Annotated in this window: 11 protein-coding genes and 1 pseudogene; all 12 read right to left on the bottom strand. The window is 27.5% G+C overall.

What is annotated here, in order from left to right:
* Window positions 1–62 precede the first annotated feature (62 nt).
* Window positions 63–446: pseudogene (locus QMO72_RS13175) on the bottom strand (DUF2255 family protein).
* 151 nt (window positions 447–597) lie between these two features.
* Window positions 598–771, bottom strand: a complete 174-nt coding sequence (locus QMO72_RS13180) for a hypothetical protein (protein ID WP_286093197.1) — start codon at window positions 769–771, stop codon at window positions 598–600.
* A gap of 14 nt (window positions 772–785) precedes the next feature.
* Window positions 786–1,199 (bottom strand): cupin domain-containing protein, encoded by a 414-nt coding sequence (locus QMO72_RS13185; RefSeq protein WP_103267982.1) that lies wholly within the window; start codon window positions 1,197–1,199, stop codon window positions 786–788.
* 24 nt (window positions 1,200–1,223) lie between these two features.
* Window positions 1,224–1,544 (bottom strand): carboxymuconolactone decarboxylase family protein, encoded by a 321-nt coding sequence (locus QMO72_RS13190; RefSeq protein WP_103267983.1) that lies wholly within the window; start codon window positions 1,542–1,544, stop codon window positions 1,224–1,226.
* Between the two features lie 144 nt (window positions 1,545–1,688).
* Window positions 1,689–1,958, bottom strand: coding sequence for a type 2 periplasmic-binding domain-containing protein (locus QMO72_RS13195; protein ID WP_286093198.1), 270 nt, complete (start codon window positions 1,956–1,958; stop codon window positions 1,689–1,691).
* Window positions 1,959–1,961: 3 nt separating this feature from the next.
* Window positions 1,962–2,567 carry a LysR family transcriptional regulator gene (locus QMO72_RS13200; protein ID WP_286093199.1) on the bottom strand — a complete coding sequence of 202 codons (606 nt, stop codon included), beginning with the start codon at window positions 2,565–2,567 and terminating at the stop codon, window positions 1,962–1,964.
* Window positions 2,568–3,531: 964 nt separating this feature from the next.
* Window positions 3,532–3,885 (bottom strand): hypothetical protein, encoded by a 354-nt coding sequence (locus QMO72_RS13205; protein WP_103267984.1) that lies wholly within the window; start codon window positions 3,883–3,885, stop codon window positions 3,532–3,534.
* Between the two features lies 1 nt (window position 3,886).
* Window positions 3,887–4,444, bottom strand: coding sequence for a BRCT domain-containing protein (locus QMO72_RS13210; RefSeq protein WP_103267985.1), 558 nt, complete (start codon window positions 4,442–4,444; stop codon window positions 3,887–3,889).
* 256 nt (window positions 4,445–4,700) lie between these two features.
* Window positions 4,701–6,629, bottom strand: coding sequence for a CDP-glycerol glycerophosphotransferase family protein (locus QMO72_RS13215; RefSeq protein WP_286093200.1), 1,929 nt, complete (start codon window positions 6,627–6,629; stop codon window positions 4,701–4,703).
* 65 nt (window positions 6,630–6,694) lie between these two features.
* Window positions 6,695–9,211 (bottom strand): glycosyltransferase, encoded by a 2,517-nt coding sequence (locus QMO72_RS13220; RefSeq protein WP_286093201.1) that lies wholly within the window; start codon window positions 9,209–9,211, stop codon window positions 6,695–6,697.
* Between the two features lie 26 nt (window positions 9,212–9,237).
* The gene (locus QMO72_RS13225) at window positions 9,238–10,173 is read right to left on the bottom strand and encodes an NAD-dependent epimerase/dehydratase family protein (protein WP_103268168.1); all 936 of its coding nucleotides are present in this window, start codon (window positions 10,171–10,173) and stop codon (window positions 9,238–9,240) included.
* Window positions 10,174–10,185: 12 nt separating this feature from the next.
* A complete protein-coding gene (locus QMO72_RS13230) occupies window positions 10,186–13,527 on the bottom strand; it encodes a CDP-glycerol glycerophosphotransferase family protein (RefSeq protein WP_286093202.1) in 3,342 nt (1,113 codons plus the stop codon).
* Window positions 13,528–13,848 lie beyond the last annotated feature (321 nt).

The raw sequence follows: 13,848 nt of genomic DNA on the forward strand, positions 1-13,848 counted from the left end.
TAATTCTCTTAGAAAATAGGTTGTTCATGATAACCCTGAATTTTCAAAATACACATATTTTATTATTTAAGCACTATTTTAACTGTTGCACTTACTGGTCCTTCTACAATCATTGGTGGAAGATAAAAACTAGCTTTATATTTTTCTTTATAAGCTCCACTAATTTGCTCATCTAGAGCTTGATTTCCAGAGATAGGTTCAAATTTCACATCAAACTTCTGCTTTGCCAATTGAATTTGACCTGCTTGTTGTACTTTAGCAGATTAATACCATCTTGAATTCTGACCATTATAAGCTCTTACATATAAATTGCCATCAGTTACAACTGACCAAATCCAAGTTGGTATCCCTAATGTTTCCCCATCATTATAAAAGGGTGAAATACGCATATCATCAGCAATGTTAAATTGTTCTATTTGTTTTTTACTCCACTGTTTTTCAGCCATAACTCAATCCAATCTTTCTTTTATTTGTATTATTATGGTCATTGACGTGTAGGACGAACAATTACTTCATTAATTGATGTCGCTTCTTCTGTATCTATGGCATTGATAATTGATTTTGCCAAATTCTTTTAATGCTAATTCTGCAAGTGCATTAACTTCTTCTGGTTTCGTTACATCTATGGATTGCAATAATATATTTATCAACTCTACATGCACCTAAAACAAGTTTAGCGCCTTGTTTGTTTAATAATCTAGCTGATGCTGCCCCAATACCACTTGCAGCCTCTGTAATTACAATTACTTTGCCTTGTATATTATTAGCCATATATTTTAATTTCCTTATTTTTCAATATTCTCATAATGTTCATCTGTAACTGGTTCTAAAAATTCTGATGCACCTGCAGTAATTGCAATATGCTCAAACCAGCTATCTTTTGTGGCACCATGCCAATGCTTCACACCTTTATGTGTTACAACTACAGTACCGGGCACTAATTTTTGTGCATCTTTTCCTTCTTCTTGATACCAACCTTCCCCGCCAGTTACAAGTAGTATTTGATAACCTTCTGTATGAATGTGCCAATTGTTTCGACATTCTGGTTCGAATGTGACATTTCCTACCACTACATTGACACCATCTTCATTTACAAGCGTATTCAAATAACTTTGACCTGTGAAAAACTCTGCCCATGTATCATTTGTTTCACCGATTGAGAATATAATACCTTTTTTAACTTCTTCATTTTTTGCCATCCTAAATCCTCCATTTTGTCTCGTTTAATCTTCATATACTTCTTTGGCTATATTAAATGCTGACCATGCTTTGGGCCATCCAACATAAAATGCTAAATGTGTTATGATTTCAGAAACATCTTCTTTTGTAATCCCATTTGCTTTTCCTATTTTAAAATGTGCATTTAATTGTTCATAATTACCACCCGTAATCAATGAAGCAATAGTGATTAAACTTCTTTTATAAGACGATAATGTGTCTTCTCTTGACCACACTTCTCCAAATAATACATCATCATTTAACTCAGCAAACTTCGGTGCAAAAGTTCCTAAATTATCTCTACCTGCTGTTTGTTTTTTCACCATATTTAACACCTCATTCCGGCAAAATTTTGTTACTTATTACACGTTAATCTTAACGCTTTATTTAACATGCGTCTAATGCTTAAAAAGAAACAAGCTATGCCCAAAAAGCATAGCTTGTTTCTTAAATTTTATATTCAAAATTAACTAAATTATTTCTTTAAAGCGTCTTATAAATTCTTCTAAAATAGGCGTCAACAATCTGTTTTTCTTCCATGCCAAAATACAATTCGTCTTCATTTCTGGTTTTAATGGTATAAATTTTAAATTTTCTATACTTCTATTAGAAGCTGCTCCTTCAATCACGATTGCTGAACCCACATTATTTTTAACTAATGAAAATATATTAAAAATCAGGTTATAAGTCCCTATAATTTGTAAATCATGGACAGAAAAAGACCCCCAATTTTCAATCATTTTTTAAACCTCTTGTCTTCTAGGCATTAGTAAATTAATATCTTCTAAATTTTCAGGCTTAATATCTGCTTTATTCGCAAATGGTGAATCTTTTGAAACTAATAAGCCCCATCTCTCAGTTCTTGGTAACGAAATTTTTTCATATTTTTCAATTGAAATAGGCTCAAGTAAAATAGCGATGTCTATTAATCCTTTATCAACGCGTTCTGTAATATCTGTACTCGTTCCACTACTAATATGGAATGTAATTGAAGGATGATCATTAGTGAGTTCTTCTAATATCATTGACAATGTATCTGAATTATCTGCTTCTACACACCCAATAGTAATATGACCACTTAATTCTTTTTCTTTTTTACTTTCAAATTCTTGCGCTATTTTGCTCGTTAACGACAAAATTTCTTCAGCCCTATTTTTTAAAAAAATACCTTCTTCTGTTAAAATAATCCCTTTATTAACTCGATGAAATAATTCAGTGCCAAGCTCCAACTCTAGATCTTTTAGTTGTCTACTTAGTGTGGGTTGGGTAATATTAAGCACTGACGCAGCCTTAGAAATAGAATTTTCTTCTGCAACTGTCCAAAAATATCTAAGGTTTCTTAACTCCATATAACATCCCTACTTTGCAAATTATTTATCCACCTATACAATATTGAGTATAACAAAAATATTTTCATTCACTCTTCAATATCTTTATCATTTCAAAGTTAAAAACACCTTTTATAAATTCACATGATTGTGCAGATTTTGTAAAGCGTTGATGCCTAGGGGAAATTATGAGTGAGAGACTAAAGACTCGAGCCATACCCAGGAAAGTATGATCTTTTAAAATCAGAAGATTTTAAATAGACAAGCACGAATCCATTATAAACTCATAGATTCGTGCTTTAAATTTGAGAATGAGATATTTATGTCTCAAGCTCTTAAACGTTTAAAAATCAAATACTGTCTTAATAACGATACTTATAACAACAGATTTTTTAATGAACATAACTTTGTATTTTTGCTAACATCTTATACTGTAAATGTCTTTCCCTTATCTGTTAAACATACAAATACGATACTACTGTTTCTTTCAATGACTACATAATCTTCATAATTTTTCATCTTCATGGCTCTTTACCTTCTCTATTTATTGTCTTACATACCTAATATAACAATGTCTCGCTTGCGTTTAGATTTTGTGTAAATTTATTTTTTTAATTGTGACTGTATTTTGCATTTTAAGGGGCATATAAAGTGATAGATCATTTCATATACTTGTATTGATTTAACTTATTGATGGATTATAAAGAAAGCACCTAACCTTAATTGGTCGAGTGCTTGCTTACTAGATTATATTTATATATTGTATGATTATCACTCTTTTTACATTTAAAACTAATACCTTCGACTTGTTTATTATATACCACGTCAAAAAAGTCTTTCCTAATGACTGAACATTACTTGCATTTTTTCACTCTTGTTTTGAAAACAATCCTTTTATTTCAAATATGTCATTAACATTTTTTTGAGCTCTTTGTATTACTTCGTCCAGTCTTACCATAAAAATTAACCTTTTAGCTTAATTTTATTAGTTTTTCATTTCATTAACTTTAGCTTGTACGTCAACATATATTATGTATTTTTCAACATCATATTCTTCTACTATTTTTTTAGAATATGGTACCTCTTTACGTTTTTTGACATATTCAAAAAATTCTATTTCTTTATCTGTTAGATCCTCTATAGCTACTACATCATCGTGTCTTACGATACGTCCTACAAATTCAGAATAGATGAAACTGCCAGTTTTTCCTTTGGTCTTTGTATTAACATGTACATATATAGATAACAGTAAACTTTTACCATAAACACAATCATCATTACCTATTGATTCTTTTTCATCGATTAAAAAAACATGCTTTTTTGTTATAATTTTTTTCATCTTACTCCCCGCTTTCCATTTCTTGATAAAATTCAACTTCACTTAATATTTGAATAGGTAATCCCTTCTTAGCATTCGCCTTTGCCCTTTTAATCTTGCTAGATTCTTTATATCCTGTAGCTTTTTCTAAATTTTCTAAATTACCTATAACTAAGTAATTTACATCTTTCGTAACTCCATCAACCCAAGTTGCCCCGATATTTGTAACAACTTGAGCAACCTCTTTTCTAGTATATTTTTGAAGTTTCCCAGTAAAACAAATCGTCTTATCAAAAAAGATACTATCTTCTCTTGGATTAATATTACTATAATCTAATGATATTTTAGTTGCTTTTGAGCGATGTCGTTTCACAAACCCATTTTTCTTTAATTTCCCTATTTTAAAATCGTGATTTTTACAAAATACTTCGATTGATTCTAATTCGTTATTCTGAACGAAGTAGGTAATAATATTTGCACAAGCTTTAGCATCTTCTAAAGCATTGTGATGTTCAAATGAATTTAACCCAAATTGAACCACCAAATCATTCAAACGATAGCTTACTAATATAACAAACATTTATCCCTATAACTATTTTCAGTAGTAACCGGGATCCTTTGATGTATAAACTATTGTCATAACTAATTTTCTTTAAAATATTTCACCCTAAATATTGTGCTAATTAACTAATATAGTTACTTACTTTTAGCATAACTAATGACAGATGTTTATAATCCAAACTTTACTATTTAATACCAAAATTTTTGAAGACATTATATTTTATGAAACACTCTACGAAGAATGCGTTGATTATTGACTATAGAAATATTTCTTATTATATATTAAATGTTTCTATCATTTTATTAACGATACGCTGACAAGCGAGAGTATCATCATATAGATAAATATCTTTGAGAGTCTTCTTGTATTGATAATCTATTTCAAAATTTTGCAATTGTTTTAATAATTCACTTTCAGTGTTTACAATTATTCCTGGTAGAAAATTCCCATCTTCTGTAGTGATTTCTATATCTGTTAACTCAATAGGGCGATAATATATTACTTTTTTATACATAAGAGAAAAGTCTAATCCAACACTAGAGTAATCAGTGATTAACAAATTACTCTCGTACAGTAAATCTTTCACATTTTGGTCATCTTCGTGAATTATATTTACATAAGTATCATCAAATAAATGTGAGAATTTTTGGAAATTATGATGCAAATAAAATTTAATTGTAATTTTATTATTAGACATATAATTTATTAATGATTTATTTGTTAATAATTGGTTGAAAACTTTAAAAAAGTCCGTTTCTTTAAATTTGGAATCACTATATTGATCAATTTCTTTACGCCAAGTTGGCATTATCAAAATACTAGCTTTAATAGTTTGTGAAGCATATCTGTGTCTTATGATGTTATCGAATCGTGGTAAACCGGAAAGGATAACAGACTCCTCAGGATAATTATAATTATTAATAACTTCATTTTTTTCTCTTTCTGAAGATACTACAAATAAATTTGTGAATTCATTATTTGGTGTGCGTTCATATATATTACTAACGTCTTTAGAAGCTATGATACCATGTTGTAAAAATAGTTTGTTTTTAGATTTAACTTTCTCTTCTAAAAAATTAGTGAAGAAAGGTAATACATAATTTGGAGTATGCGTATGCACTATAACTGTAGAACGCTCAAATAGTTTAATATGCTCCAAAGACTGATACTGGATAATGTTATCTTCATATCCTTTAAGATTCGTAATGTCTGAACTATAGTCCGATAGTAAATAATATACAGAGAATCTATCACTATAATTGTTGATAAGATATTGAAAAAAGATTAACCCATTATCTTGAGCCTTTTCTGGATATTCAACTATAATTACTATCGGCTTGTTAGACTTAGTTTCTAAGTTATTTTTTGTCATTTTCAAATAGTAAAGATAAGTTAACTTTGGAACTATGAATATTCTAGTTGATAAATTTCCATGTTGAGTAGCATACATTTTAAATAAACACATTTTATTTTTAAACTCGCCCCAAACTTCATCATTCTCTTTAAAAATATTTGCTTCAGGTGCTTTTATCCGGGGAGGATATTCAGACAAAGGCATTTCCTTTATATTGTAATTAAAGTGAATGTCATATGCTTCCACATTATAATTAATAATATTTTTATCGTTATTAATTATATAGCGTATAGCGTTTTTATCGATTACAAAATGAGCTTGTATGTGGAAAGTATTTCTTTTTAATACAATTACTTTGAATGAACTTGCCGTTAAAAGAATCTCAAAAGTATGATTTCTATCTTTAATAAGCACATTTACAGATGTAGGCTTAAAATATTTGCAAGTGAAGTTGATTGTGAATGCTTTTTTTTCTTTACTAATATTAGTAATTTCGCAATCTTTATTATAAAAATTAAAGAGAGAAGGCTTTTTATTAAAAACTAGCGTCAGCAAATTGTTTTTATCAATATAAATATAATAATTTTTTTCATCAATACTTAAATAGGTGTCATTACTAAAATCAATTTCCCCATCAATTTTACTTGTATCAATCGGGTTACCATCTTCACCTAAAATATGTAATGGAGCATTTTCAATTTGATAAAAATTCAGTAATTTTTCTAAAGGAATATTAAATATTCCAAGTTCCTTTTCAAAAGATAAAGCACCATTTTCTGAATAAATTAACAATTTATTTTTATGTAGATTTTCAATTATAAATTTCTGTGAGTCACTTGATATTTTCATTCAATAACGCCCTTCCATTAATTTATATAAGAAATGACAGATGCTAAAAACATCTGTCATTTCTACTAATTGAGTAATATATCATAAAATTGATTAATAGCTGCCTCATTATATCTTTCAGCATCAAATTTGTCGTATTCTTTAGTTTCACCATTAATGAATTTTATTATACTACTAGCTAATGAGGCATAATCATTATCACAGAGCATACCATATTTACCATAATCTAATACATATTTATTCGCTACTATGTTAGAAGCTAATACATTTATACCAATAGTTAATGCTTCTAATAAAACCATAGATTGACCTTCGTAGTATGAAGGTAAAACAAATAAGTTACATTCTTTCATAATGAAAAATGGATTTTTCTTTTGGCCCACTAAAAATACATTATTTTCTAATTTTAATGTAATTATAAGGTTATTTAATTGATTCATGAGTGGTCCATCGCCTAATATATATAATTTAGCTGAAGGATGCTTTTTAACTACTATTTCAAAAGATTTTATTAAATTATCAAACCCTTTTTCTGGAGATAAACGTCCCATAGTCATAACTTTATAATCTTCTTTAGAAAAAGGTATACTTGAGATTTGTTTATCTAATTGACGTACTAAGACACGTTTGTCATTTTTAACAAATATGTCATTATCATTCTTCATTAGCTTGCGTATTTTAGGTAAGTTAATTGTATTATTGGAAGATTGGAATTTTCTTCTAGTTGATTTTTTACTAAGTTTATTAATGTTTTCTTGTTTAGTTACTTCGGATACGTTAACTAATTTATCAAAATATGGATACATTGAAATAGTACCTTTTACATTTGTATAGTGGGGTCTTATGCCGTTCACAGTTCGTTCCATATCCATCTTCATATCACTGTGCAAGTATATTAATTTTCTTTTAGCATGACTTGCTAATACTAACGATGACCAAAACATAGCATAGCCACTAAAGTCAATTGCATAGTCAAAATTGGCGTTGCCAAATATCTTTCTAAATTCTCGTTCATATAATTCGTCTGGATAAATAAGTTTTTCTATTTTAGTATTGATTCCTCTATTTCTAACTAAAATATTTCGATAATATTCTATAGTAGTTGATAGTAATGGCCCGTTTCTTAATATAACCCTAACGTTACTATTAACAGAATATAAATTATCTAATGTGTCTTTATTTTTAGTTTTTCCTAAGAAAAGAGTTACATCATATGTATTATAATCAATACTTTCTAAAAGATTCATTAACGATGTAGTAATTCCATTGGGTTTCATACCACCAGGATAAATTAAAATGTTCTTTTTTTCTTTTTGTTCTTTTGAAATAGATGAAGAACTTTTCTCAAATATATAATCAATTAATTTTCCAGTGACATTTCCTATATTTAAACTAGTGTATTTGTCTTTATAATTTTTATAGTTATCTCGATATTCAGATAAAATATTATCTTCGTTTATTATAGTATGAAGTAGTTCTTTTACTGTATGCACGGAAGGGCCAGGTAATGAATTTACTGATAAATATAATCCTCTATCTTGTTTATACGTTTCAAAATCAGGTGTATAAAAGATAATAGGTTTATCAGTTACTAGATAGTCAAAAAATATACTTGAATAATCAGTCACAAGCATGTCTATAGCACTTAATAATTCATTAGTGTCAAAATCATCAGCAATTAAATAAGGTTTTAGTTTTTTATTATGCTTTACCTTATCATAAATAAAAGGATGTACTTTCAAAATAATTTGATATTTTGTTTCTTCATTTAATCGTTCTACTATTTCAATCATATCTTCAATGTTATCTTCGGGTTTACTGACAAATTGGCCACGCCATGTTGGAGAAAATAATAATATAGGAGAATCATCTGTTTTAATCCCTTGTTTATTAATATTTTTTATTACATCATCTTTATTAGAATTAAGTGTTGCATCAATTCTAGGATAACCTATCTCAAGAATTGCGTTATCTATTAAGCCTCCCAATTTAAATGCATTTTTAAATACTTCACTAGTATGTTTATTGGGTGTAATAATAAAGTCCGAACTCAGAAAATTTCTAATCGTATTTTGAGATTCTACTAAATTATTTTTTATATCTAAGCCCATAAATTTAAGTGGTGTGCCATGCCATGTATTTATATAAGTTTGGTTTGGTTTTTTTGTAAAATAGTTTGGAAATGTAGCATTATTAATTAAATATTTACATTTAGCTAAGTAAAAAAGATAATCCTTACTTTCTTTTACAACGAACTTAACATTTTTAGATCGATTATATATTTTAGAATATGATTTTTGTTTTGAAGTGTTAGATACTACCCATATATGTTGGAAATTTTTATAAGATTTATCATTAAGTAAATATTTAAAAATAGCATAAGGACTATCTGTCATACTTTGACCATCCCTTACTTGATATAATATATAATTTCCCTCAATATTTACTTTTTTATATAAATCAGCATAATGCATAATATTGCGAGTATATTTACTTCTTAACTTAAGTTTTAATGGCGCGATAAGAAATTTAAATTTCCTATTAGCTTGGTTTAAAATAAATTTTTTTAATTTATTTTTCATTTTGACCATCCCCTTTTTTATATTTTTTATGAATGGTTAGTATAATTTACATAAGCTTTCAAACCATCTTCAACATCATACTTGGGTTTGTATCCTAATGAAGTTAATTCTTCAATTTGAGCATAAGAATGCTTGATATCTCCACTTCTTGTATCAGAAAAATTGTGATTAATTGTTTTATTATATAACTTTTTAAAAGTATTGAAGATTTGTAATAAAGATATTTGATTACCATTCCCCAAATTATAAATTCTTCCATTAGAACTTTCATTATTAAGTACTATAGTAACTGCTTGTACTAAATCTTTTATATAAACAAAATCTCTAGTTTGTTCGCCATCCCCGAAAAAGGTAAAAGTATCATCATTTTGGAACTTTTCATTCATAATTGATAATACACCTGAATATGGTGAACTAGGGTCTTGTCTTGGGCCGTATATATTGAAAAACCTCAAAGAAGTGGTAGGCATATTAAACAATTTATTATATAGCTTAGTATATTGTTCAGCAGCATATTTTTCTATAGCATATGGAGATTCTGGATCTATAAACGTAGCTACTTTTTTAGGTAAATCTTCTGTATTGCCATACACGGCAGCTGAAGAGGCAAATATAAATTTTTTCAAATTTTTATTATACTGTCTATTTGACTCAAGAATATTCAATGTAGATTCAATATTAACTGATTGAGATAGTATAGGGTCTTTAATTGTTTCTACAACACTCACTACCGCAGCTAAATGTATGACATAATCAAATTGCTCTTTTTTTATTAGTTCTGTAATAAATTGAGTATTAGTAACGTCATTATTAATAAAATGAGAGTCATCTATAAACGATACATTAGATCGATAACCAGTTTTTAAATTATCTAAAACAAAAACTTCATAATTTTGCTCATTAAAGTACTCTGTTAAATGTGATCCTATAAATCCTGCGCCACCCGTTATTAATATTTTCAAAATAAATTCTCCTTAATTTTTAATAAATTGGCTAATTACTTGATTAGCACTATCACCTTTTCTGCCGTATTGACAGAATTTGTTGTAAAATGCCTCATAAGAATTACTATATTTTGTTTCAATGTTTTTAATATCATCTATATTTTCAATAATTTCTTTTGTGGTTCTAACCACAGGTCCTGGAACATCATTCTCATAATTAAGATATACTCCTCTTTCACCATATAAGTATTTTTCTAAATCATAAGAATAGAAGAGGATAGGCCTTTTAAGATAAGCATAATCAAACATAACAGAACTATAGTCGGTTATGAGAATATCAGTTATAGCATATAACTCTTCAACATTTGGATAACTCGATACATTTATAGCAAAAGGATAATTTTTTCGTATATCCATATTGTTACTCACCATGTAATGCGCTCTCACTAACAAAATATATTCATCTGTCAATGATTTTTGCATTAGGTCAATATCTAAAGGTATATTTGCTGATTTTCCTTCTCTCCATGTAGGTGCGTATAGTATCACCTTTTTATTATCAGGGATGCCAAGATTATTTTTTATTTCTTCTTTACGATTTAAAGATTCAAAGATTAAATCATTTCTAGGAAAGCCTGACTTTATAGGTTTAACCTTTGTATTGAAAGCACTTTGTGCTTTTTCTAACATATAGTTAGAAGGTATAGATACATAGTTCCACTTATCTACTTTGCTTTGAAAATCATCTATTTTATATTGACGTGTTTCAAATTTAAATTCGGGTGTATCGAATCCCATTGTTTTCATAAAAGTTCCATGAAAAGTTTGTAATTCAATTTGCCCTTTACGTTTTTTATAATCTAAAGGCATATTCGTATTTTGAACAAAGTATTTAGAAGTAGCTAAGTGATACCAATATTTTAACGAATTTTTTTTCACTTTAATCGGATTACCTTCAACTGGCATATTAACATCGTTAAATATCCAAACATTTTTAAATTTTGTATTCTTTTGAATTAGTTGTTTGTATATCGCTCTTGGACTGCAACTATATTGATCGCCCCAATAAGAGTAGTATGATATTTTATTTTTATTTTTAGGGAGTAGCCTAAATAAAGGATATAAATACTTATAAATATTATCACGTTTCTTTTTAGTATCTTCAAATTGACTAAATATTTGGCTTTTCTTTAAGTATATTAAATGTCCGTTATGTGATGAAAACTCATATTTTCTATTTAGGTGATTAAATTCAAAAGGAAATTCAACATTTTTATTTTCGTTACGTAATAATGATTCGGGTAATAATTTATTATCTGAATAATAGTCTACTGAAAATATATAAGTACCGTAAGTTAGAAAGTAGTTAATATCATTAGTCTCTAAATCTATTTCAACTTTGAATAAATTATTATTAACTTTTGTGCTAGGAAATTGTTTTAGCACTTTTCCATTGGTAGATTTTACTATTAGATTTGATATAATACTTTCGTTATTTGTTTCATAAGGGGAAGTATATTCGATGAATAATTTATCATCTTTATGCGTTATTGATTTTATTTTAGAATGAATACCTTTTTTATTAATTGATACAGAGTGGTTACTGTATGCACGTAACACATACTCATATAGATTATCTGCTTTAACAAAACTAAAATATTTTGGTATTTTCTTGAACTTATAATTGTATGTAGTTAAGCCGTTCTTTATTACAATTAATTCAAATAATCTATCGTGGTTAGATATATTAGTTAAATCAAAAACAATTCGTTGATTTTCAACATAACCTGTAATAGTTTGTTCGCGATAGTTTTTTAATTTAAAAATAGAGTCTTCATCTATTTTTAATGTATCTATAATTAAACTATCATTTTCGATAAACAAATCTTTGAAAATATTTTCTATATTTTGTTTTTCAATAAATAATTCCCAGCCGAATGAATAATTTATTCTATAATTAAAATTTTGTATTTTTTTGTTAATTACCGCATTTTTATTTCCGGGTTCACTCAATATTTTTTCATAGTGAATATTATCATATTCGTATTTTAATTTTATCTTATTCAGACCACCATAATTGAAAGGTGCTAGTTTTTTCAAATCAACAATCAGTTCATAAGTGCTCAACTGAACGTGATTAATTGGAATTTCTATTTCATTAATATTATTAGAAACAAAAGCATGAATGTGTTTTGAATTTATTTGTTCCAATAAGTTAGATTCAATGTTAGTGGTTATACATAACTCTTTTTCATTTGAAGATATGTAATTCACCTTTGTTTTTAATATTTCACTATGATTAAAATCTATTCTTTTTATATAATCATCAGGAAGATAATTGTCTTTTGGTTTTAATCCATTATCTTCTTTTAAAGTCATTGAGCGTACATGATCTTGACTATAGTTTAGTGTTAAATTGATATCGTTTCTTTTTATGGCTTCATAGATGGCTTGCTTTCTATAGTCACAATTTTTAATTAAATTATTATCAAGACTTTTGAGAGCTTCATTTGTTAATTTAATAAACTCTTTTGTATATACTTCATTTGTATTTTTATATTCTGGGGAAAACAATGGCAAATCAAATACTAAGATTCTTTTTTCAAACTCTTTAGATACTATGCTATCCGAATTTTCCCTTAAAAAATTCAATGTATTTAAGCATGTATTAATACGATCTTTATAACTTTGAATATTGAATCGATCTTGACTAATTGAAATAGTTTCACCATTTCTAATTCTCCAAATATAAGTAATTGTTTCTATTACGTTAACTTTTTTAGCTTTTGAAAAAGCACTCATTGTAAAATAAATATCCTCATAAACAATGCCCTCTGGGAAAAATAAATTATTGGATTTTAAAAAGTCTAAATTATAAATTTTATTTGTACTTGTTGTATCGTAAAGTAAACTAGGCGTATCTTTTAAAGTTGTTCCCACTTTTGAGTTGAAGTCTACTTTTTTATGCAAACCTGATCGTGAATATTTATTGTTTTCAAATCTCTCTACAGGACTAGTAACTATGTCTGCGTCATTATATAGAGCAGATTCTAATAATGACTCATATGCCTTTTTAGGTACGAAATCATCACTATCGAGGAAGGCAATATATTTACTTTGAGCTAAATTAATACCTTTATTACGCGTGGCCCCTAATCCAGAATTTTCGTAATGATAAACTTTTATGTTTTCATACATTTCACTATATCTATTGAGTATATTTCCCGATAAATCAATAGAACCATCATTAATTAATATAATTTCATAGAGACTCTTATCAAGATTTTGTTCTAACAGTGAGTCTATACAATCATGTAAGTATCCTTGTACATTAAACACTGGAACAATAATACTTAGAAGCTTTCTTTCCATTCCCATTTTCATCCTTCCCAATAATTTCAATATTCCTATCTATATAAGTAAGCAGTGCTAGGAATAATAAAACATAAATAAAATAATGCAATATATGGTAGTATACCATAATATTTATTATTTTCTACTAGATAATTTGTTTTTAAAAACGATATTTGATTAATAATTTTTATGTTAAAATAATATTACATTATGTTCTTTTCTATTGATTAGGGCACTCTCTAAATGATATAAATTAGTATCTTGCAAAATTGAAATAATCTATATTATATATGAAAAATAAGTAGTTTAAAAGAAGAGACTGACATATATAGTGAAATA

This window comes from Staphylococcus casei (genome assembly GCF_030294405.1).
Taxonomy (GTDB): Bacteria; Bacillota; Bacilli; order Staphylococcales; family Staphylococcaceae; genus Staphylococcus; species Staphylococcus succinus.

Excerpts from the sequence above, each read along its gene's own strand:
- QMO72_RS13230 (WP_286093202.1), bottom strand. The coding sequence starts at position 13,527 with ATGGAAAGAAAGCTTCTAAGTATTATTGTTCCAGTGTTTAATGTACAA.
- QMO72_RS13200 (WP_286093199.1), bottom strand. The coding sequence starts at position 2,567 with ATGGAGTTAAGAAACCTTAGATATTTTTGGACAGTTGCAGAAGAAAAT.
- QMO72_RS13205 (WP_103267984.1), bottom strand. The coding sequence starts at position 3,885 with ATGAAAAAAATTATAACAAAAAAGCATGTTTTTTTAATCGATGAAAAA.
- QMO72_RS13190 (WP_103267983.1), bottom strand. The coding sequence starts at position 1,544 with ATGGTGAAAAAACAAACAGCAGGTAGAGATAATTTAGGAACTTTTGCA.
- QMO72_RS13215 (WP_286093200.1), bottom strand. The coding sequence starts at position 6,629 with ATGAAAATATCAAGTGACTCACAGAAATTTATAATTGAAAATCTACAT.
- QMO72_RS13210 (WP_103267985.1), bottom strand. The coding sequence starts at position 4,444 with ATGTTTGTTATATTAGTAAGCTATCGTTTGAATGATTTGGTGGTTCAA.
- QMO72_RS13180 (WP_286093197.1), bottom strand. The coding sequence starts at position 771 with ATGGCTAATAATATACAAGGCAAAGTAATTGTAATTACAGAGGCTGCA.
- QMO72_RS13185 (WP_103267982.1), bottom strand. The coding sequence starts at position 1,199 with ATGGCAAAAAATGAAGAAGTTAAAAAAGGTATTATATTCTCAATCGGT.
- QMO72_RS13220 (WP_286093201.1), bottom strand. The coding sequence starts at position 9,211 with ATGAAAAATAAATTAAAAAAATTTATTTTAAACCAAGCTAATAGGAAA.
- QMO72_RS13195 (WP_286093198.1), bottom strand. The coding sequence starts at position 1,958 with ATGATTGAAAATTGGGGGTCTTTTTCTGTCCATGATTTACAAATTATA.